The following is a 22,632-nucleotide window of genomic DNA, read 5'->3' as shown; positions in this document are numbered from 1 at the left end:
GTAGCAGTCTGGCGGATCGGTGCGGACTTCAATGAGCGTTGCGATACTGGGCAGGTGTCATCGCGGTGTGGCTCTTAAAATTGCGCTGCAGGTGGGCTTGGTCGCTGAAGCCGGTGGCGGCGGCCACCTCCGCGATTGACATCTTCTCCCGCAGCAATTGCTTGGCTCTATTGACCCTTACATTGACCTGGTAGGCGTGGGGCGGCAAACCGATCTCCCGCTTGAACCGGCGGATCAGATGGTAGGGACTGAGCTGGGCAATGCCTGCCAGTTCCTCCAGGGTGACACTGCGATGGGTGTTGTCGTGCAGGTAGTCGCGGGCCCGCATTATGGCGGGATGGCTTGCCGGCGGCTCGGGGCGGCCGCGGCGATGGTTTTGGTTGTGAAGCAATCGACCTAACAGGTCTACCAATCGGGTTTGGGTATCCAGCGCGTCGGCGCCGCTGCTCAACTGGTAATTGAGCGCAACAATATCACGGTAGAGGTCCGCATCGTAGGCCACCGGTTGCCACATTGGCGCACTCGAGGGGTGGCTGCCATGGGCGGCGCCGATATCCCGCGCCAGCGCCGCCAGCCAGTCGCACTCGATATAGAGCATATGGTAGCCCCAGTTCTGGTTCGCGTAGGGGTTGCAGTTGTGGACGACATCGGCGTTGATGGCAACTACCGCCCCCGGTCCGATCGGCTGGGTGCGGTGTTCCTGGTAGTGACGCCCCCGTCCCTGCTCGACAACACCCAGCGAGAATGTCGGGTGACTGTGACGTCGATAGCAGTTGTTGCTGTCCAGTGCGTAGCGACCTTCCAGGTAGGGAAGTTGCGAGGGACGGTAGACTTTGTTGATCATCACTGGCTGGGTCCGGTTGCCTCGGGTGCTGTTAAGCTTACCTCACCGGGGCAATCAAACCCAAGCCGTCAGTGACCCCGCCGCCCGGCGGGGTCTGGCTAAAGGCGCCTGGACAGATCAATCCAAGACGGTGTCGGCGGCTACCACCGACAGGTTTTGAATAATGCGGTCGTCCTCTGCCTCGGTGTCGGCCTCATCGTAAGCGGGGGTACCGGCGTCGGCATCGGCCGGGAAGTTAGCGTTCAGGTATTCCGCCAGTGCATCCTGCTCGGTGCCGTCGTCGGCAAAGGTGGCAAAGCCGGTTTGCACGCCCGATTGCCTGAGGTCCACCACATTGGCGCCGGCATCGGCGGGGAACGGATATCTGTCGCCGCCGCCGGCGATAAAGCCGAGTGTCACCACGCGGAAGGTCTGCGCCGCGGCGGCGGGATTGAGCACGCCGTCCTGCACGACTACCACTTCACTGCCACCGGCGTCGGCACCGTTATCGTCAAGCACCACCAGATTGCGAATGCGCGAGCCGGCGCTTGCCACGACGGGCGGCCTGACCGAGTCGTCCACGGTTTGCGCGGTCCGGCTCGGATCGAAACTGAAGCGGATGCCCGCTACCTGCGGAAACTGCCCGGGTGTGGCGCCGGCGGCCGTGGCCGCGACGCCGTGCTCGAGAATCTCCTTGAGCTGGGCGCCGGTCAATGTCACCAGGCTGAGGGAGTTGTTAAAGCTCAGCGCAATCTCGAGATCGAGCTGGGAGATTTCACCCGGATTGTTAATGCCCGGTATGCCGGCGGGTGGGTTGCACTCCAGCGCATCCTCGCCGGTGGCACCGGGCGGGATGCTGCAAAACCCGATGGGCGCGCGAATGCCGCCGCCGTTTTTAATCGAAATCGCCGCGCTGCTGTCAGTGTCCTGGGCGTATTCGAGATTGGCCTGGGCGCTCAGGTTGCCGAGATTGGTTTCCTCGGTGCGCACCGAACCGCGCTCGCCGTTGAGGTAAACCGAGGTCAGGCCCAACACGTTGCCGGCCCGACTCGCCAGGGCGCCGTTGAGAGCGTCGGAGATGGCCGCTACCTCATCGATGGCGTCACTGATTGCCAACCCGTTTTCCACCAGGCCCATCTCGTCGGTGGCGTAGGCGCCATTGACGCTGTCGTCGAGCAGACTGGTGATCAGCACACCGCGGGTGTCGAAGTTAACCACCAGGCGCCCCAGGTAGGTGTAGTCGCCGTCGGTGTTCACCACCAGCACTGGCTCTCCGGCGGCGCTCGCCAATTGCACCGGATACTCTGCGGCGGCGGTGTCGCCGTCGCGCAGCCGATCGTTGCCATCGGCGAGAATGGTATTGGAACCGCCGGCGACAATGATGTCGACATCGCGTAACAAGGTCGCCAGCACTAGCTCTACAGTGAGCTGCTGCATATGGGCCAGCAGAATAATCTTATCGATGCCCCGCGCCGTCAGCGCGTCGACATCGGCCTGGATTTGCGCTGCGAGCGCCTCGATATCGCCGGCGTCGGCCGGCGCAATGGTGATATCGCCGGGCGAGGAGATATTGTCGAGGGTCGGTGTGGTCGCGCCCACGACACCGATACGCTGGCCGTTTACATGGATAACGGTGCTCGCCGCCAGTTGATTGGCAAGTGCTGTATTGGCGGCGCCATCGGTGCCTATCAGACCCGCAAGCTCGGGGTCGGTAGAAAAGTCTAGGTTGGCCGAAAGGTAAGGAAACTGTGTGCCGGGCCAGAGTTGGCCATCGTTGGTTTCAGCGGCCAGCACACCGGCGACTGCTTCGGTACCCAGGTCGAACTCGTGGTTACCGAGCGCGGCAGCCTGGACCCCTAAAGCGTTTAAATAGGCGACATGCGCGCGCCCGGTGCCGGTCACACCCAGTACGTCGGCGAGCGCGGCGTCGCTGGCGACATTGTATTCGGGGCCCGGAATCCAGTTGTCGCCGGAACTCAGCAACAGTGTGTTGTCGTACTGGTCGCGAAACTTATCGACAATCGCGGAGAAGCGTGTGGCGTTATTGATAATACCGCGGCCGCCGTCAACGTCGGCGAAGTGCAGCAGTTGCAGTTCGAATGAGCCCGTGGTGCAGACGAATTCTGTTTCGGTAATTTCCGCGGCTTCAAGGGTGCCGCTGCGGTCGGTGTCCACGCCCGAGTCGATACGCACGCCGCCGAAGGGACAATTGTTATCGCCGGCGGCTACCGCAGTCTGATTGACCAGACTGCTGAAACCGTCGTCGCCATCGTCGCCATCGAGGTCGCAGCCTGCCAGGACCAGGCTGGTGGAGGCCGCCAGCGCCGCTAGTTTCCACTTGTTCATGTAAATCTCCTCTACTGTATTTTGCCATCGATAAAAAATGGCCAAGTTATGAAGGTGTTGTATGAAGGCGTTATGAAAATGCCGTGACAGAAATATGAATAGATTCGTGCGACAAAAACTCACTGTCACCGCTTTAGCTTAATCATTCGTTCATAAATCTGACATGGCTCGGTCACACGGCTGTCACCTATAGGCACGAACATGATTGGTTTGTCATGTTTTTAAACATATAGAGTGTTTGTGGGGAGGTAGATCGATGCAGTTTAGGAAACAAGGGATGGCGGTGGCCATTGCAGCGTCACTGTTACTGAGCGCATGTGACGGCGATGACGGTCGCGACGGCAGCAACGGGCAAGACGGTCAGGATGGCGCCGATGGGCCGGCGAGTCTGGTGGTGCAAACCAATCTGGCTACCGGTAGCGCGCAATGCTTCTACGGGGGTGTGCGTATCGACTCGGGTGTGGATAACGATGGTGACGGTCGTCTCGATACCGACGAGGTGACCGAAACGTCTTACGTTTGCGCAGCCGGTGCGGAAAAATTCTTCAACCGTATCGCCTCTTTCCCCGTGTGCCGGCAACTCGACGCCAACTGTAATACGGATACTGAAACCGCGGCGGAAATCGTCGCCGCCAGCACCGATGGCCTGACCTTGATTTACACCGACAGCCCGGAAGGGCAGTTGGGCTTTGTCGATATCACCGATCCGGCCAGTCCGCAGGGTATGGGTTTACTGGCGCTGGGCGGGGAGCCCACGTCAGTGGCGGTAGTCGGTGACTACGCCTTGGCGGCGGTCAATACATCGCCGGACTTTGTCAATGTGTCCGGCGAACTGGCGGTGGTCGATATTGCCACTCGCACGATTGTCGAGACGATTGCCCTGGGCGGCCAGCCCGACGCCATTGCCGTCAGTCCGGACGGCGCCTATGCCGCCGTGGTGATCGAAAACGAACGCGACGAAGACCTCGGCGACGGCGCACCGCCGCAGTTGCCGGCCGGTAGTCTGGTGCGTGTCTCGCTCGCCGGCGCGCCGGCGGACTGGACCACCGCCACCGTTTCTCTGACCGGTATCGCCGATCTGTTTGCCGGTGACCCGGAGCCGGAATACGTCGATATCAACAGCGCCAATATCGCCGTGGTAACGCTGCAGGAGAATAACCACATCGTACTGGTGGATATGGCCGATGGCAGTATTGTCAACGACTTCAGTGCCGGTACCGTGGACCTGACCGCTATCGACGCCACTGAGGAAGACCCGGCGCTGATTTCCCTGAGTGAAGCGCTGGATGCGGTTCCCCGCGAACCCGATGGTGTTACCTGGCTTTCCAATGTGCTGTTTGCCACCGCTGACGAGGGTGATCTCGACGGCGGCAGCCGCGGGTTTACAGTGTTCAATACCGATGGCGATGTGGTGCACGAGTCCGGCAACAGTCTCGACCATTACACCGTGCGCTTTGGGCACTATCCGGACGGGCGTTCCGGCAACAAGGGCAACGAGCCGGAAAATGTGGACTTCGGCGCCTACGGCAGCGACCACTACCTGTTTGTCGCGTCGGAGCGGTCGAGTTTGATTTTTGTCTACGATATTGCCGACCCCGCCAACCCGGTTTTCAAGCAGGTTCTGCCGGCCGCCGCCGCCCCCGAGGGTGTAAAAACCATCCCGGCGCGCAATCTGCTGGTAGCTGCCAGCGAAGAGGATGACCGCGTTGACAAGAAGCTGCGCTCTGTACTGAATATCTATGCCTATACCGATGCGGTTCCGGCTTATCCCACCATTGCCTCGGTCGACCGGGCCGACCAGACGCCGATACCCTGGGGTGCGCTGTCCGGGTTGGCGGCGAGTGCCACTGACGACAATATTGTCTACACCGTACAGGACAGTTTCTACCAGCGCAGTCGCATCTTTACCCTGGACCTGAACTGGAGGCCCGCGCGCCTGGCGGCGCAAACCGTTATCACCGATGCCAATGATGTGCTTGCCGGTATTGCCGCCGCCGACCTGGATGATCCCACCGTCGCCGCCGACGATGCCGCCCGCATTGACGTGTTCGACGAGGCGGACCTGGACGCGCTGATCAATGCCGACGGCACCGTCAACCTCGATCCCGAGGGTATTGCTGTTGCCAGCGACGGCGGCTTTTGGATTGCCTCTGAGGGTGCCGGCACGGTCGGCGATGCCGGTCGCCCGGTCAACAGTTTGAATTTCATTATTAAAACGGACCGCACCGGTGTGATTGAGGAGGTGGTGACGCTGCCCGACGCATTAAACCAAGTGCAATTGCGTTTCGGTTTCGAAGGTATTGCCGAATACAACGGCAGTGCCTATGTCGCTTTCCAGCGTGCCTGGAACGGTGAAGCCAATCCGCGTATCGGCATCTACGATGTGACTGCCGAGACCTGGCGTTTTCTGTTTTACCCGCTGGAGCCGGCGGCCTCGCAAAACGGCGGTTGGGTGGGCCTGTCCGATCTGACGTCGCTGGGCGACGGGCAATTCCTGGTCATTGAGCGGGACAACCAGGGCGGGCCCGATGCCGCCATAAAAAGGCTTTACCGTTTTGATGTAACGGACCTGGCCGACGGCAGCACGGTCAGCAAAACCCTGGTCGATGATCTGATGGACGACCTGACTGCTGCCGGCGGCCTGGTTGCCGAGAAAATTGAAGGCTCGGCGGTGCTGGCAAACGGTGATGTCCTGATCGTCAACGACAACGACGGTGTCGATGACAACAGCGGTGAAACCCAGTTGATTAATCTGGGCGACATTCTGAATTAAGTACAACCCTCCGGATAGTCATTACCTCGAAAGCGGCGCAGTGGCGCCTTTCGAGGTTTTTTTACTCAGGTTTGTTGTCCCTTCTCTCCGATTCGAGTGGTCTCTGGCGCTGGAACGGCGGTTGCCGTGTGGGCGACCGCCGCGGCCAGGTTGTTTGGCTGCTACTGTGTATGGGGGCAATAAGCTGAAATTGGTCTATGCAGGCCAATATGCACTTATCTCCTGCGGAAGGGCCTCCCCTGGGCGTCGACAAACTCTTCATCACTGGAATCGCTATCGTATCCCCCTGCTGATAAAAGGGGAGGTGCATCTCTCGGCGGTGTTCCACCCGGCGATGCCGTCATGACATGGGACTTAGGCAGTCTTTTGTCCGTCCTCCATGAAAAGTCGTCAGGCATATACTGGTCTCGCCTCATCCTCATAAACTCTGCTTGTTGGTCATTGTAAGAGACTTTTAGAGTTGCTGGTGCTTCGCCCCTGAAGTTAGCAACGGTGAGGGCATTATTCTTTGCGTCTGGTTTAGATGTTGTGAAATGGCTACGTCCACGTGCCGTCTCCTGGAAATAGGTGCTACCAGCAGCGGCGCCCAAGCCCGGTTGCGCGCGGCTGGGATCGAAACCATGTTCTATAATATCTTGCGCACTGCTACTGCTGGTGCCGTGGTAATAGTCAGTCTGGGTGCTGGGGTCCCCCATGTTATCAAATAACATCTCTCGATCTACTCTGTAACTGGAGGTTGCTGTCCCTTGAGCATAGTAAGGGTTGACGCTTGTCGTCGGGTAGGATGGGGCTTGAGTGCGGGACGATAGACGCCTTAACAGTTCCGGTCTTGCTGAACCCGGAGAACTGGGACGGCGGTTACGTTGTGAGCGTGATGGACCACTGCTGCGATTGTCGTGGCCGGCTCTGGTTCTGCTGCTGGATGGGGGGTAATAACCTGATGTTGGTCTATACGGGTCCATGCATCTTCCTCTACAGTTTGTTTAAAATCTTTTTTAGTAAGGTGTTTAGAGAAGTTTGTTAGTTCCATGATTTACAAAGTGGGGTGACAGAACCCGGAGAAGACTCTGGTAACTGCGTGCAACCTGGCTGACGATCCCTTTGCAGTATCGCCGGTTACATTGACTCGAAAAACAGGCGTGTGCACTGCTGCCGATCGGATATTTTATGGTGTCCTGCCGCGGGAGTTGTGTCTACCTGGCAAAGGTGTGCCGATGTACCGGTAGGCGCCATTGTCTCGAGTTATTGATTGTTTCCACGCTCAAGGATTTAGCATTGAATGAACCGGCGTTGATTGCACAGCGGCCGGTTGCATGAGGGTGCCGCCGGTTTGTTGCAGATAGAGTTGCGCCAGTGAGGCTTGCTACGTCCACTCATCGTCACCAAAGCTGAAGCAGGTTTTGGACGTGTCAATACAGTTGTGGTCGCCGACAGCTCCCCAGACCTGGCACTGATTGCACAATCCAGGCGCCTGTGCATGCCTGGAGCCTGCCATATCAAAGAAGCAATACTTAGTGGTTTTTAAAAGGCTGAAATGCAAACCGCCTTCGACAGAGGTTTTCCCAATACCAGAAAAATGTCCTCTCTATGCCATAACATAAAGCGAGAAAGGTTTTCTTCGATAGTCAACGACAAATATTGATAAATAGCAGAATAAAAACAATCACCCGATCGGGTGGGTTGGTTTGGATAATCTAAAGATACGACAGCCACCAGTCCCGCCGGCGCGCCTTGACGGCGGCAAACCATTTGCACGCCGGGTACAGCATGACCACTACGGCAACCCAGACCAGGTAAGTCACCCACAGGTCGTAGCCGAACCCCGCGGGTTTATTGAACGAGCTTACCAGCCAATCACTCACCTGCCCGCCCGTGGCGACACCGGTTATCAGGGCCAGCATATGAATCAGGTAGATATGCAGCACATAGTAGAACAGCGGCACCCGCCCAATGGTGACAACGGCGTTGTGCAGGGGGGAGCGCCGGGTCTCGATAAAGCCCAGCAACATCAAGTTGATCCCCAGGGTTACCGACAGAAACAGCATCGACGCCGGGTATTTACTGACGTTGAGGAAATTCATCAGGGTTTGACCGAAGTCCGCCTGCACCTGCCAGGGGTTGGGGTCGCCGTAGATATTGAGGCCGCGGAAAACGGTAAAGATCATCAGCAGCCCGCAGCCCATGTAGATCAGGAACCGCTGGCGGTGCTTGACCGGCCAGGTGAAAATATCTGCCAGCACATAGCCGCAGGCCATCACCCCGACCCAGCTCAAAACCGGATAGGCGACGATTACCACCGCATCCCCGAGCTGCCAGAATATCTGCCGGTGCAGCGCCATCCACAGCGGATCGGTTGCCGGAATGGTCGCGGGGGGAAACACGGTATCGAGTTGCGGGCCGGCAACGATCACCAGCAGGCCGATGACCAGCACCGCCAGGCGCGGCAGGTGAATCAGCATCGCCATGGCGATCATGGCCACCCCCAGGGCCCAGATGACCTGCAAGATAATACCGGCGGGATCGTTGATCAGATTGAATTCCCAGGCGAAGGTCACCACCGTCATTTCCAGAAAGATCAGCCAGATTCCACGGGTCAGCAGAAAACCGCTAAGTTGCGCCGCAGGCATACGGTTGGCCATCAGGCCGATGGAAATACCCGACAGCAACACGAAGGCCGGTGCGCATAAATGGGTGATCCAGCGGGTGGCAAATAGCGAGGCGCCGGTATTGGGATCGCTCATGGGGTCGGTGGTGGTATGAGTGAAATAATCCCTGACGTGGTCCAGCGCCATGAGTATCATCACAAACCCGCGTAACCAGTCGATGGATGCAAACCTCAGCGCGGTTTTTTCTCCTTGGTTTGTCATCTAAAGTTGCATTCCTTTCTGTCTCAGTTTGTCAGCATGACAGGGAAGCCACGTCGAACGTTTTCTTTCCCGGTGAATGGTTATGTTGTTTCGAGCGACATTATTGGGTTTGCGGCGGACCTGTGCTGTCGTTGTTCGCCGTTAATGTAACGGTTGCACGGTCGCTTGGCGCTACAGCGTGGCGCCAATTATGGACTGTGTCATAGTTTGGCGCAAAAGTCGCGCCAATGCGGAGGTTCGACGGGTCAGCCGCAGAGGTCCGACAGGTCCGCTGCACAGACCTGACAGGATATGTGCTGAGATTCCATAAGTCAGGGCTCAAGGTTGTCCTGCAGCAGTGCGATGGCATCCTCCGGCAGCAGGAAGCGGCGATACAGCAGTGACAGAGTGTTCAGGAAGAAGGGTTTGGCGAATTGCCGGCGGCTTGGGTAGAGCTGCGCCAGCAGCGTTTCGTCAAAGGGTGTGAAACTGCCGGCCAGCGTGCAGGCCAGACGTGCCGAGTTTTGCAGCGGCGACGGTAGATTCGGTGCCACCGCGTTAGTGGGCAGATAGCCGGCTACGGGAACATCCAGGTTGGGCAGGCGCAGGCCGCCGCGGGCGTTGCCGAACGTGTCTCTGTTGATGGTGCGTTCATCCAGGGTGTCCAGCAGCTTACCGGATGGCGGCGGCAGTCCGCGGCGCACCTGGTTCTCCAGATTGTTCCACATGGCGTTGAGTAGATAGGAACCGAGCACCGGACCGTCCGCGGTGGTATTCATAGGTCGGGCGCACAGGTCCTCGATAAATACGGGATCGGGTCCCAACAGGCCCGCCGGCAACAACTCGATATTTTTGTGTGCGGTCAGGTGCGCCACCCCCGCCATTTCGTAGTAACGGTAGGTGGGCGTGTCGGGTTGACGACCGCTGGTGCCGAACAACACCGCCACGTCGGTTTCGGTAATGGCCTGCACCACCGGCACCGGCAGGTCGGTGCGCACCAGGGCATCGGCACCCTGCAGTCCCGGGGTACAGGCGGGGAAAGGTGGTGCGCCGGGCGCGTTGCAATTGATACCGAAGTTGATGGGCCGCGGGTTTACCGCCGCCTGGATAAAATAACCGTCGGTGGCCGGTATATGAAAGGCGCTGGCATAGGTCACCACCGATCCGCCCTGCTGGCTCTGCCCGGCGTGGTAGGTGCGTCGCACGGTATAGCGGCGGGGAATGGGATTTTCCGCCGCACGGCTTTTCAGCAGGTTGGTGATCTGGCTGACCATCTCATAGGCGAGGCCGTTCTCGGGCAGCGACAGCGTTTGGTAGCGGGTACCGCAGGCCGGTGGCGCCACACCCAGCAGGCGGCAGCCGCCGGCCAGAAAATCGATGGCCGTGGTGCTGTTGGTAATACCGACGTAAATAAAACCGCGACCGGTGAAGTAGTCGGCGGAGGCGTCCCAGACCGGGGCGGTGTCGAAGCCCGCGGTCGAGTTCCACCACTCGATGACAACGGCGCCGTTGAAATGCCGGGGCTGTGTCGGCCGGCGGACAATAGCGCGGGTTTTAAAGGGCACGGCTGCCTGTTGCGGCACCAGATCGGTGGGACCCAGTGGCGGGTTGTTGCGGTAGGTAAACAGGGTGGCGCTGCCGGACAACAGAAACTCTTCTTCCACATAGGTCGCCGGTACCCCTCTCACGCCGGGGGAGAATATATCGCCCTGTGCCGCCATCGGTGCCTCGACCCGGACGCTGTCGTGCGGATCTGCAAGGCTGGTGATCGAATTCATGGCGCCGATCAGGAGTACCATGGCGAGAAACAGCGGCCGCACGGTTGCTGGCGTTGTTTTCATTATTGAAGCCCCAAGCCGGTACCCTTACCGCAAGCGGGTCCGATTGCTATTGAGTCGCTGGTCAGATGTTACGTCGATGCGAGGCGACTGGTTCACTGTCCGCGTCTGGACTGAGGTTTAGGGGATGATACCAAAATCCCTGTAACTATCGCGGTGAATACGTGCCATTGTCAGTGCCGGGACGGGTTCTGCGGTGGGCTCCGGCCAACCCGGTTCATTGTCGAAGGGTTGGTTCAACCCATCAATTTGACCCTGCCACCGGGTTTGTTCAACGTCCATGGTAACCCCAGCGCATCGAGGTTGGGCAGATCAAAAAGTTATGTCTAAAGCATACGATGATTAGTGCGGGTCTTTTGAGAAAACGTAACACTTTGTTGAGCGTTCTATGTTGTCTCCGGTACGCAGCAAACTGCATGCTGTCGGCTGGCGATCGCTCTGCCACTGTCTTATTTGCGATTGCGATAACGCTAAAATCCAGTAGCCGTCCTACAGAAAAATGCCTTGGAAAAATCGCGTTTACTGCATAGTGAAAAAAAAGTTCGGACGCTAGAATCGTTACGATAGAGTCATAAGTCCAAACCTTTTGAACTTTGTCGATACTGTGGGTTTTCTGTCTCTTGTTAACTCCAGTTGTTTCAATAGCGCCTCTTTAACAAAGCGTCTCTTTAACAAACAGAATAAACCGATACGAGCAGCAATAAAATGGTCGAGAATAACAAGAAAACGATTGCGTCAACTATTATCCAGGCGATCGCGATAGCGCTTATGGTGTGGATTGCACCGAGTATGGCCGACAGCGACGAAGTGCCTGTCGAGGGAGAATTGCAACCGTCGGCCGACAGCATTAGAGATGATCCCGAGTCTGCCCTGACACTGGCCCGCCGGCTTTTTTACAATGCCGATCGAACCGCTGCCGATGTGCAACAGGCGCGACATTATTTTATGTCGGCCAAAGACTTTATCGAACCCAGCCACCTGCGGGTTTGTGAGTTTTGGCTGATGCACGCCGCGCAGAACTTCAAGCGGGCGGAGAAGCACTGTCTCAGGGCGATGCAGGAGGATGAATACTACCCGCTTTTGGCGCTGGCCTATATCTATGAGCAGGGGCCGGAAGGTATCCGCAATGTCGCCCATGCCTATGGTTTTTTTATGTTGGCAGAGCGTTTCAAGCAGGGTGATTTGTATTCACTTGCCAGGGCTGGCAAAAAACGGGTGGGACGCGAACTCGGTCATGCCCGCCGGCGGGAGATCGATTCGAAAGCCGGTACAGGGTGGTCGCTTTTTTAGGGGGCGTAATGCTTGCTTTTTAGGCGGTGACGAACAACGCTTTCCTCCCTTAATTGCGTTTTTCCTCACCATCTCTACTCTCGGCAGTCAAACTCACAGACCCGACTGATCAAAAGCAAGCACCACGACTCCTTTTCATGATAGCGTTAAACACCGCTTTTATCTCTCAGTATCTTAGAAAAGTAAACATGCTGCCTGTCAGGACTATGGTATAACTATTTTGCTATCGGAAAAGTAGCGCTGTGATTGTGTAATACAAATTTGCAATAAGCCAGATGGTTTGTCCAAATCATACACATCGATATTTTTACCAAGGTATTTAACCAATGGATGCTCATCAATATTGTTATCGATGAGCATGATGCCTCGATCAGGGCTATGTATTTTCAGCGCTTTCTCCAGTTCGTCCCGGGACTTTGCATAAACAATAAACCCGCAGCCACCGTGTTGATAGTCGACAAGTACCAAGAATTTACATTTTCCCATATTAAAATCTTTCGGCAATCGGTATAAAACGAATAGGACGTGCATTAACGGGTGATGCTGCTGTAGCCTCCCAGCCGCCACCGTTAGGGTGAGTGCCATCTTCACAATCAAATGGCGTGACACGTGTAAATAAACTTAAGTCGGGAATGTTCGCTTGCTTAACAGCAAAAAAACCAACTCTAGGTGCACCGCACAAGGCTAAGAGCTCCATTGCGACCTCACTATTGGGATAAGCAAGGTACGTAAAATACACATCTCCTCCAATTGGAGTGTTAAGGTTTATAATCTCACCCGAGTCAATAATTTTTTGTCGACCTACTGCATTAGTATAATGATAGACCATGCGGTTTTCTGCTGCACGCTTGTTAGCCCACTCCGCCAGATCCAACAAAAATAGATAATAACCCAACCACCCAAGTTTGGGACGTCTGAATCTATCAGGGCGGTCGGAATCGCCAGGAATAGGAATGGCTGTTGGTATTTCAACAACCTCACCAGGCGTAGGCAATTCTATAGTGGTTTGTAAAATCGTTTCGGCAGTGGTTTCAAGTTGTCCTACATCCGCAGTATTAGCTTGGTCTTCGTCGCTTTGCAGCAACCTCCCAAGCACTGTGGTGGTGTTTCTTGCGTCTTGGTTAAAATGACTATAATCAAAAATAACCCTGATATTATAAAGGTATGTGCCGTATACTTGCCAAATCTCGCGATCTAAATTGTAGCGACAGAAATCTGAGAAATCTTCACAGTATGCCGGTCTGTTACCGGGATCTTTTGGGTCATCATTGTCATCCAAAAAAGGTTTGCCGTCACCATATATATAGTAAAAGCTAATATATTCAATTCCCCACCAGCCGGTTCTTAGTTGGCCCTGGTAGTCGTACCAACCATTTTCGATAGCGGTATTTTCAAAGTAATTTTCGTCGAGTATCCATTCGTAGACTTGACTAAAATAATTTTGGAACTCAGTATCTAGCGCCCGAATGCCAATCGGTGCCGAATTGTTAGTTGGGCCTGCGTAGATAATCTGATCCATTGCTCCAGCGATATCTGTGGAGATGTTTCTAAGATTTAAATCAAAACTGCCATCTACATTAAAGTCACCTATAAACACATCTACAGAAGAGAGCGGCCAATCCTTTATGGCTTGTTTGTCTTGATTTGAAAGATCTCCGATAATGGTAAAGGTGCCGTTGCCATTGTTCGCCAAGACAAAGTCTTTCACTGCGGTGGGTAGTATGATGGGAGTGGCAATTTCACCATGCAGAATAATTATTTTTGGTTGTTGTCTAATATAAAAATCTTTTAGTCCGTTGTTATTGTAATCTCCTATTTTCACCATTGTGTTGTTGTCAAACCCACTGGCAAACGTTTTGACAGCACACAGCAAGAGAGCGGTGAGTAGTGTGATTCCAGTTTTCAATTTACGCTCCTTTTGCTGATCACAAGTGGCGATATTGTTGTATTACTCTACTAAACGTTAACAGCAGGTTTTTGACAGACTGACTGTCTAGATGTACCTACCTGGAGACTACAACTTTTCACTCTGTATGATTTTTGAGTCTTACAGCTATCTGAAAAACAGGTGGAACCACTGTTCGGATTTGAATGGCTTCTAGCGATCTGCTTATACCCTATTTTTGACGCTTTTGCCAATCATATAGGATGGTGTTCTGGCCCGTTAATGAAGGGCTTAGAGGGTCACTTCAGGCAGAAAAACCCAGCTTAAATATAAGTGATGGTGTGAGTCAACAGTTTGAATCGCGCTCTGGAGCTGCAGTAATGAAAGTATGGCGCTTACTTTTTGAGCGAGACGGTTTTGACTGCCGCTCCGTCTCAGATTTACCGGGTTTCGGCTAAGTGGGTTGTCTATTACTGGATTGAATTTTTTACTGCCGGGCGGACAGCTCGTTCTTAGCGTCTCCATAGGTGAGCCTTTGTACCCTAACGCGGTAGACTATAGGTCTGTATTCTCATTGCAGTTGCTTGAGGCTTTGTGGGCGTGTTTTATCACTGCGTAAAGTATCCAAATGATTTGCATGAATTGTTATAACCAAGTCATTACACACCAGGGTGTAAAAGTCTCGCAGTGCTGCCGCCGGGGCGCTGCGCCAGGTGTCACTGAGATAGAGACGGGTCAAACGTCAACAATACCTCGGTAATATTGTCCGCCATTGTCTCTGACTCAATCAGCTTGCCGCGCAGGGAGAATTCCTGCATATACTCAAGCAACTCGGCGCCGGAGTGGGGCTTGATGGCGTTCACCCGGTAGGCGTCACCCGCTGTGCGGCAGCTGAAGTCCTCGAGCATTTTGAAGCGTTTAGGTTTGATGGGGGCCGTCGTATCGGTATAAGCCAGGATGTACAACACCGTGCCCTGTTTAAAGTGAGGGCTGAGCCTGGCCATCAGAGAGGCTATGGTGTCGAAAGCCAGGAAGCTGAAAATATCCCAACCCAGGACCAGGTCGAATTTAAGCCCCTCGGGTTTTGGCAGCAGATGATCATTCAACTTTTGATTGGCTGCGGGATCATCGCGGGAGACCTGCTCCAGGTATTCCACCAGGTCTTCCACATGGCACTTACACTTGAGATTGAGAAATGCCCGAGCAGCTCCGGACGCTGGGGGGCCGAGGTCCAGGATATTGCCGCCCTCGCCGACCAGGTCCCGGGCGAGGTCTTTTACCAGGGTCGCGAGACCCGGAGAATGATTCTGCTGTGTTGATGGACTCATCACTGTCGACATAGGTAACCCCCCGCAATAAGAACGCTACTTCGACATTTCGCAGCGCCGATACCTGCATTCATTCAGTAATGCCTTTTTGAATTATTAGATCACAAAATTATAAAGGCAGTGTTTTCTTATTCTCTATACATTACCGTAATTGGCGGGAAAATCACCGTGCCAAAAGTGAGACCTCCGTCACAGTTTCAGCGATGTACAGTATCCGGAGTGCGAAGAATCATGGCCGGTGATAAATTGCCCGGCAGGGATTGCGCCAAACTGGTGTCCTGACGTCGGCGGCAAATAGCGATTGGTGGGAAATGTCACTCTGTAGGCGCCGAGCCCGCAGAGTGCATTGGGAAGGCCGCCCTACTACTGGCGGACCTGCCCATGCGTCGTTTCAGCACGAGCGCGGGCACGCCGGACAGGAGCAGCAACAGTGAACCCGGCTCGGGTATCTTCACCTGCATCTTATAATCGCAGGTGCCGTCGAATAGTCGCAGGTGCCGTCGAAGCCAAAATCATCGCCGCCCACGGCAATAGTGTAATCACCACCACAATTCGGCCTGCACGACCTTGTCGAAACCTATTCCTGACTACATCTGATCCGATGTCGATATTTACAGGCTCTATTCAAATCCAGCCGCAACCCTATCTCGACTCAGTAGCACATGCTCCCGCATAATATTCTGCGCTCGCACTGCGTCGCTATTACCGATGGCCTTTAGCAACCGCTCGTGGTGAACTTGAGATTCCCAAATATGCCCGGGAACTCCCTCGAAGTCCTGTGAGGGAAAGTCGCCTTTAATACCAAACGCAGAAACCTTTAAACTGTCACCCAGTGTCGGAATAATCAAAGTGGCCGTAATGGTATTGCGCAAATAGCGATTATTTGTAGCGAGAACCAGCGTACGGTGAAAATTGTAATTATGATTGTACCAGGCGGTCTCCGCCTCAGCAGGCCACTCACCTCTCTCCAGGAGGTCTCGCCCTGCTTTAACTTGCTGCAAGGCAAAATTCTGCATTTCCTCGGGAAACCCTCGTTCGGCCAGTATGCGAACACCCATTGCCTCCAAGCCGGCGCGAACCTCGATAGCATCCAGGACATCCCGCAATCCGAATTCTCGAGCCGTATATCCGCAATTGCTTGAGTAATCGACCAAACCTTCAGATTCAAGTACCGCCAGCGCATTTCTTATGGGCGTTCGGGAAACCCCCAGTTGTTCAGCCAATGCGGCTGCTCGCAATTTACTGCCGGCTTCAACTTTAGCACTGAGTATCAAATTGCGCAGCCTCGCCAATGCAGTTTGGGATTGCGTCAAACTTTCTGATCCTTTAAGCTTCTCACCCTCGTCAAAAGGCGGAAATATCTGGCCAGGTTCAGCTCCCAAAGTATCCATAAACAACTCGCCCAGGGTAATAGTTGAATGCACGACAGCCATTGTACCCGAAAATAGCAAAGTGCAAAATTGGACGCCTTTGTACAGCTAATGACTTTTCTTTTTAACTAACCTATTAGTTAAGAGCTCGAAACTCCATTGGCAGCTACAGCACTTCACGAATACGCTCATGCACATCTTTAGTCAGTGGATACTTCAACATACAGGCAGCCGTCAACAACGACATGAAGGACGGAATGCCCACAAAGGTCAATAAGAGTCCATTGACAGCATTCGGGGAGTTCGCCACCGCCGGATCGAATCCTACCTGCTCAAGCACAAAATATGACAGGCCTACCGCCATCGCACCACCCAGCTTGAAAACTGTCGACATCATGGAAAAATACAGCCCCGAGCGGTTGTGGCCTGAGCGCAGTTGTTCTTGGTCAACTATGTCAGCCAACATTGAGCGGACCAAGACTTGAGGCGCAGTAAAACCGGCCCCCAAAACGGCACTGAGTCCAAAAAGTGCTGCCAGCGACTCTTCTTTGTCAACCAGGAGATACAAGATGGTTCCCAATGCGCTGTACAAAGAAGCGATAATAAGAGCTATATGCTTACTCGTTAAGGCGCTTAACTTTACCCACCCCGCCACCGCGATCAAACCACTTAAGAAAAATACGATAAGTCCCAGGCTTGCGTAGTCCTCGAGATTGAATACCCACTTGGCAACAAACAAAAACATGGCGCCGGCGGCACCTACTCCGACGGCAATGAAGCATTCGGCGATTAAGACTCTCACTATTGCCTTGTTTCGAAGCGACTGAAAGACTTCCGCTAAATCAAAAGATGGCGCAGTTGATGCCTTGCCAAACCGGTCGGGCACAAACCGGACTATAATAGCGACAGCAATGGGCAGCGAAACAATCAGGAACAACCCCATAATCTCAGCTTTATCATATGCATCGGCCTCTTTAAAATGGCTCAGAAGTGCTGGTAGCGTTAATACCGCGATAGTTCCACAGATGTTCATAGCTTCGCGCCAGCCGAACAGGCGGGAGCGGTCGTTATAAGTGGTTGCCAGATCGGGACCCCATGATTTATGAGCTACATCAATCAGCGTGAACCCCAAGTAGAGAACAAACAACCACAAAATTAGATAGACAACTGAGCCGGATTCCGGTGACGGTAAATATACGAACCAAGCCGCGGTAAGCAATATTGGAGTCCCAACAAGAATCCAGTGTTTTCTTCTGCCCAGACGGCTTGGAAAACGATCAACCATAAGCCCCATCAAGGGATCAGTAATCACATCGAATACCCGGGCGAGCATGAAGACTAGGCCGACGGTCGCAAGGCCCAGCCCCAGCTCCGTCGCGTACAGTGGAGGCAAGTAGATCCCCAACGGCACGCCCACCGCGGTGATAGGTATGGTCAAGCTGGAGTAGGCCAGAATAGTGCCTGTGTTAACTGGGCGCTTATCCAGTGCAGCTTCCCGGCTGGTCACTATGACTCCAGCTCCAGTACAAGACCCTGCAAAGGAACATGCTGCTGTGCAGAGTGCATATCGGTTTCGCCAAAGCTGGCATGAGGTGCTGAACGCGGCATATTAAACTTCACCGCATTGGCTGCATCGAAGTAGATAACATCCAGAATATGATCGGGGGAGACATTATATAGCTCTGCGAGTATCTCTTTGTTTAATATCTGGTTCTTCTTCACCACCTCATAGATAGACTTGTTCTTGAATATAATGTCAAAAGTCACCTCAAAAGGAGAGGCATTTTTGCTTCGAATGACAGAGGCCAGCTCCATCAGATTTGCATGTTCTACCGTATTCATTTAACCACTCTCAGCCAACATTGAAGTACTTAACGGGAAAATGAACACAGGGGTCGCTCACGTCCATTAAATGATAGATACTGAATTCGTAGGTTTCCCCAAGGGGTATCTCCAGCGGAGTCAACATAAATCCACAATTACCTGACGTGGCTATGCGACCGGCATAGGGTGCATGCAACAGAGCGACCCTCGCCTTTGCGCAAATGTGCGTGGCAATATCCTGAGTTTCACCCAAAACCTCAATAACTACACACACTTCTTTCGCGGGGGTCAGGTCTGGTTCCAACGCACCCAAGACGCCATCACGCCCGTACACCTGGAAGCGCATTTTGAAACGGTTTTCATACTGGGGATAATTCTGCAAGACAAAATAACGTGCCATCGTCTCAATTTCGTCAAGTGCAGCGATCACATTAGGGTCTCTTACGCCCGCTATCGTTGTTGTCCGATAGCCGGTCATCTTCACTCCTTCAAGCTTGACAGTATAAGGCGTCCTTACAAATTGGCTACCTGAAACTTTTACTCGGCGATTGTCAATCTGTTCAAAACGGCACCCGGACAGATCCAACGTACCGCCTGGCCCGGGTAATAAATACGGGTGTGATTTTTCATACAGGGTATGTGCTGCCACCGATATCTCGGTACAACAAGAGTCCTCGCTAAGGGGCTCAAGCTCAAAGTGATCCTCACGTAAGGTCCCGAGCATAACCTGGCATGCCGGCTCGGCACAAAGCCCACCACACTCTAAAATTTTTCCCATATGCCAACAGAGCGCAGGATCAAAACCTTTATAAATGCCAATAGCCGCAATTGGCGCTGGATCATAGGCACGTCCTGCAATAATCACATGGGTGTCTCTCTCTATTGCCCTCATAAAGGGCTCAATGCCCATTTGGCCGACAATATTTTTTGTGCAATCCAGCTCATCTTCTGTCAACTCAGGAACAGATTTTCCACAGGGCTTAACTTTACCTGCCGCGAGCATTTCCCTTACATGCTCTTTGGAAATATCTGCGTAGATACAGGCAATGCTTAGCTGATATCCCTCTTGCTGACAGATTTCCTCAACCATCTTGCGAAAGCTGTCAACTTGCTGGTTCGAACCCGCACCACCCGCTGAGCTGATATAGAGAGGAATTTTTTTATCATTAACGACCTTTAATAGTATTTTAAACTCAGCCCTGTAAGCATCTTCGGGTGTCGTCATGGAACCGCTTCCCAACTTCTGAGGCCCACTGTCAATTGACCCTGAATCCACAACCATGACATCCGGGTTATGATCGAGCGCCTTCAGCAGATCTTCCTCGGGAAAGCCGTAACCCATCATTCCCGTAGGCGTTAATACTTTAAGTTCACTCATAGGAGGTACGTCTCTCGCAGAGTATAGACAGTTGCTTTAGTCCGCTACTTGAAGTTCCAGGTCATTGTGACACCGAAGGTGCGAGGCTCACCAAAGACAACGAAGGAATTAGAACCAAAATTGACATAGTGGGTTTCGTATTCCTTGTCCTCAAGGTTTTTACCCCAGATCGACAACTGCCAATTAGCCAGCTCATAAACGATACGGGCATCGAGCAGACCATAGTCATCTATAATCTCGGGCGGCTCGTTAGAGTTATCCTCGAATCTATCGTCATTCCAGGCATAATCACTTTCCAGGCTCATCTCACCGCCTGCGCCAAATGGATTTTCGATAGTGTATGCAAGGTTCACAGTCACCGAGTGCTCAGGAGCGCGACTCAAGCTATTGCCGCTAAAATCATCACCGTCATCAACGAACTCGGTGAACTCAGCATCGAGGTAGGTGTACTTCAAGTCCGCTGAGAAGTTGCCCAGCAGCAGCGCCAGAGCCTCAAGCTCCACGCCCCGTATTTCAGCCTCACCGGCATTTTGGGTGACATTGCGCGTGCCCTCGACCTGCCTGACCTGAAGATCCTCCTGCTGCATAAAGAAAGTGGTTGCGTTTAATCGCAGTCGACCGTCCAGCAGCTCGCTTTTCAGACCTATCTCATAGTTAGTCACAAACTCAGGATCGAAACTGTCCCTCGCCTCCTCCTGAGTCAGCGGGCCGGACTGGAACCCACCGGCCTTATAACCGGTGGAGACGGTTGCATAACCAAATAAATCCTCGGTAAATTGGGCGTCGAGTGTTGCTCGCCAGGTAACAGCGTCCCAGTCGTCACTGGCACTCACCCGGTCATAACCAGTGGGCGAGCCCGCTGCTGTCAGCTGCACGTCCATAAATGAGCCCAGGGAGTCAACTTCATAGTCTTTTTCATCCTGGCTGTAACGCACACCGCCGGTGAGGGTATAGATATCAGTCAGGTCATAACTCAGTTCCCCAAAGATTGCCAGACTTTCTGTGCTCACTACTTGGTGGAACCGCTGAACCGTTGCTGGTGTCGTTAAATCATCGCCAGCCGAACAGCCTGAAGCCACGCCCGCGCCGTATCCGGCCGCTGCTGCACCGAAACCAAACGCCGCCGCAATTCCTGTTGCATAGGCTTGAGCACCACCCGCACCGGCAGCAGCGCACAAGCCCGAGAGAGCCCCGGTCAGTGCTACTTGATCGATATCAGCGGCTTCGTAGTATGCGCCCAGCTGCCAGAACAGGTCGGAGTCACTATTCGAGGCAAAACGAACTTCTAAAGAACTTGACTCAGTGCTCTCACTGCCCCCGCGCTGTATCTGTAGAGGATCGCCCTCCGCGAGTGATGACGCCAGCACCGTCAGAATATTATCGCCGTCAAAGTCTTCATTGAAAGCATAATCCAACTGTTTGTGGTTGGAGATAATATTCACCTCACCTATCTCGGTAGACAAGTCCGCGGTCACTGTTACCCCCCAGGTCTCGCGCTCCTCAAAACCATCGATCTCTCCCCGGGTTTTACGGTTGTCACCATCCGGATCAGCCGACAGTCCCGCCACGTTGCCGTCATGGATATTGCGAGCCGAACCGCCATTGTTCTCGTCTGCATAGTTGAATGACAAACCTAACTCCAGATCGTCGGACGCCTGCAACAGGAAGTGCGTGCGCGCCGACAGCCTCTGCTCATCAAACAATTTGTTACCCGTATTCAGGTTTTTTGCAAAACCGTCGTTGTGCCTGGAGCTAATCACCAAACGCGATAGCAGTTTGTCTTCGATCAGTGGTGCGTTGATCATGGCATTGCCGTTTCGAATACCTTCGTTGCCTCCCGTACCCTGGATCCTGATATCAAATTCATCGGTTGGTTTTTTCGTAATAATGTGCAGCAATCCACCCACCACATTCTTGCCCCACAAAGTGCCTTGAGGGCCTTTCAAAACTTCCAAGCGCTCTACATCGAAGCTGTCGAAGGCCAAAAAAGCCGGACGAGACATATAGACGCCGTCGACAAACACCGCCGTCGACTGATCACCGCCTGCACCCGTGTCAGATGAACCAACCCCTCGAATAAATGGTCGAGGCTGAGTTCTGGGAAAGGCATCTATGGACAGACCGGGTGTAGAGGCCGCTACATCCTGGACGCTGGTTATTTGGGCTTTCTCCACCTTCTCACCGGAAAATACATTCAGCGTCAAAGGCGTTGATTGCAGGTTCTGCTCACGTTTTTGAGCTGTAACGATGATTTCCTCAATAGTGAATTCATCTTGTGCCAGTAGAGGCTGCACTGCCAGAGCTGTGGAAGCCGATAGAATCGATGCTCCTAATTTACTTTTACCACTCATTCTGCGTCTCCTCAGAGATGACTTTATAGTTATTTGGAACTGATACAGGTATAAATTGCATCCAATTTTGCAGAAAGCAGGATGTGGCGGTAAATAATAGCATCCAATTTATACCAAAAAAACACTTTATCAGCCATTTTACGCCATTTATTTCATTTTTTGCATTCAATATAGGAGGGGGGTATTTGTCTTTGCTTTGTGGGATCTGAGAAATTTATATATATATCAATTAGTTAAAGGTTGGGTGTAAAAAGTGAACCCCTGGAAGTCCATAATTTATCATTGGATGCAATTTATAATTTAGGCAAGTGCTGTTTGCCTGATCCGGCTTATATGCTGGGAGGGGTGCGGAAGGTGATTCTGGTCGGCACAAAGGTGGTGTCGACATAATTGATTGCGCACTGGCTGAGTTGCGATGGTGAAGGTGGAGCGGGGTGGTTTTGGCCATACACCGCATTGGTTCTATAAGGGCTTACGGAGAATTGAAATTCGCTGCGAGCTTTGTGCCAAACCGGTGCGCAGGTTTGACAGTGAATACTTGATTTTCAGGCGATGCTGCTCTGTGGGCGTTGCGCCCACA

15 protein-coding genes are annotated in these 22,632 nt (G+C 53.6%); 2 read left to right on the top strand and 13 right to left on the bottom strand.

What is annotated here, in order from left to right; all coding sequences use genetic code 11:
- Positions 1–28: 28 nt before the first annotated feature.
- Complete coding sequence (locus FKG94_RS24025) at positions 29–844, bottom strand: AraC family transcriptional regulator (RefSeq protein ID WP_246125379.1); 816 nt, start codon at positions 842–844, stop codon at positions 29–31.
- Between the two features lie 117 nt (positions 845–961).
- Complete coding sequence (locus FKG94_RS24020; protein ID WP_142929501.1) at positions 962–3,169, bottom strand: 5'-nucleotidase C-terminal domain-containing protein; 2,208 nt, start codon at positions 3,167–3,169, stop codon at positions 962–964.
- A 256-nt stretch (positions 3,170–3,425) separates the two neighbouring features.
- On the opposite strand from FKG94_RS24020, the gene FKG94_RS24015 reads away from it, so the two are divergent.
- The gene (locus FKG94_RS24015; protein ID WP_142929500.1) at positions 3,426–5,942 is read left to right on the top strand and encodes an esterase-like activity of phytase family protein; all 2,517 of its coding nucleotides are present in this window, start codon (positions 3,426–3,428) and stop codon (positions 5,940–5,942) included.
- A gap of 1,694 nt (positions 5,943–7,636) precedes the next feature.
- Here FKG94_RS24015 and FKG94_RS24010 read toward each other — a convergent pair.
- Positions 7,637–8,809, bottom strand: a complete 1,173-nt coding sequence (locus tag FKG94_RS24010; RefSeq protein WP_142929499.1) for an acetyltransferase domain-containing protein — start codon at positions 8,807–8,809, stop codon at positions 7,637–7,639.
- A 311-nt stretch (positions 8,810–9,120) separates the two neighbouring features.
- Positions 9,121–10,629, bottom strand: coding sequence for an alpha/beta hydrolase domain-containing protein (locus tag FKG94_RS24005; RefSeq protein ID WP_142929498.1), 1,509 nt, complete (start codon positions 10,627–10,629; stop codon positions 9,121–9,123).
- A 702-nt stretch (positions 10,630–11,331) separates the two neighbouring features.
- Between FKG94_RS24005 and FKG94_RS24000 the strand changes: the two genes are divergently transcribed.
- Complete coding sequence (locus tag FKG94_RS24000) at positions 11,332–11,916, top strand: hypothetical protein (RefSeq protein ID WP_142929497.1); 585 nt, start codon at positions 11,332–11,334, stop codon at positions 11,914–11,916.
- Positions 11,917–12,120: 204 nt separating this feature from the next.
- On the opposite strand, the gene FKG94_RS23995 is transcribed toward FKG94_RS24000, so the two are convergent.
- The 9 genes from FKG94_RS23995 to FKG94_RS23955 form a co-directional block, all read right to left on the bottom strand.
- Positions 12,121–12,402: a hypothetical protein gene (locus tag FKG94_RS23995; protein ID WP_142929496.1), complete on the bottom strand. Its 282-nt coding sequence runs from the start codon at positions 12,400–12,402 to the stop codon at positions 12,121–12,123.
- Position 12,403: 1 nt separating this feature from the next.
- On the bottom strand, positions 12,404–13,822 hold the full coding sequence (locus tag FKG94_RS23990) for a hypothetical protein (protein ID WP_142929495.1): 1,419 nt from the start codon (positions 13,820–13,822) through the stop codon (positions 12,404–12,406).
- Between the two features lie 695 nt (positions 13,823–14,517).
- Complete coding sequence (locus FKG94_RS23985; RefSeq protein ID WP_142929494.1) at positions 14,518–15,141, bottom strand: hypothetical protein; 624 nt, start codon at positions 15,139–15,141, stop codon at positions 14,518–14,520.
- 302 nt (positions 15,142–15,443) lie between these two features.
- Positions 15,444–15,590, bottom strand: a complete 147-nt coding sequence (locus FKG94_RS29650; protein ID WP_142929493.1) for a PEP-CTERM sorting domain-containing protein — start codon at positions 15,588–15,590, stop codon at positions 15,444–15,446.
- Positions 15,591–15,749: 159 nt separating this feature from the next.
- The gene (locus FKG94_RS23975) at positions 15,750–16,562 is read right to left on the bottom strand and encodes a GntR family transcriptional regulator (protein ID WP_142929492.1); all 813 of its coding nucleotides are present in this window, start codon (positions 16,560–16,562) and stop codon (positions 15,750–15,752) included.
- 103 nt (positions 16,563–16,665) lie between these two features.
- Positions 16,666–18,006 (bottom strand): MFS transporter, encoded by a 1,341-nt coding sequence (locus FKG94_RS23970; protein WP_179957793.1) that lies wholly within the window; start codon positions 18,004–18,006, stop codon positions 16,666–16,668.
- A complete protein-coding gene (locus FKG94_RS23965; protein ID WP_142929490.1) occupies positions 18,006–18,341 on the bottom strand; it encodes a DUF4387 domain-containing protein in 336 nt (111 codons plus the stop codon). The genes FKG94_RS23970 and FKG94_RS23965 overlap by 1 nt, the downstream gene beginning before the upstream one ends.
- Positions 18,342–18,351: 10 nt before the next feature.
- Positions 18,352–19,701: an acyclic terpene utilization AtuA family protein gene (locus tag FKG94_RS23960; protein ID WP_142929489.1), complete on the bottom strand. Its 1,350-nt coding sequence runs from the start codon at positions 19,699–19,701 to the stop codon at positions 18,352–18,354.
- A gap of 44 nt (positions 19,702–19,745) precedes the next feature.
- Complete coding sequence (locus tag FKG94_RS23955) at positions 19,746–22,052, bottom strand: TonB-dependent receptor (protein WP_142929488.1); 2,307 nt, start codon at positions 22,050–22,052, stop codon at positions 19,746–19,748.
- Between the last annotated feature and the right edge of the window lie 580 nt (positions 22,053–22,632).

Source organism: Exilibacterium tricleocarpae (assembly GCF_007004655.1).
GTDB lineage: Bacteria > Pseudomonadota > Gammaproteobacteria > Pseudomonadales > Cellvibrionaceae > Exilibacterium > Exilibacterium tricleocarpae.
Note: the sequence above shows the minus strand (reverse complement) of the source record. Positions and strands in the feature narration are given on the sequence as shown.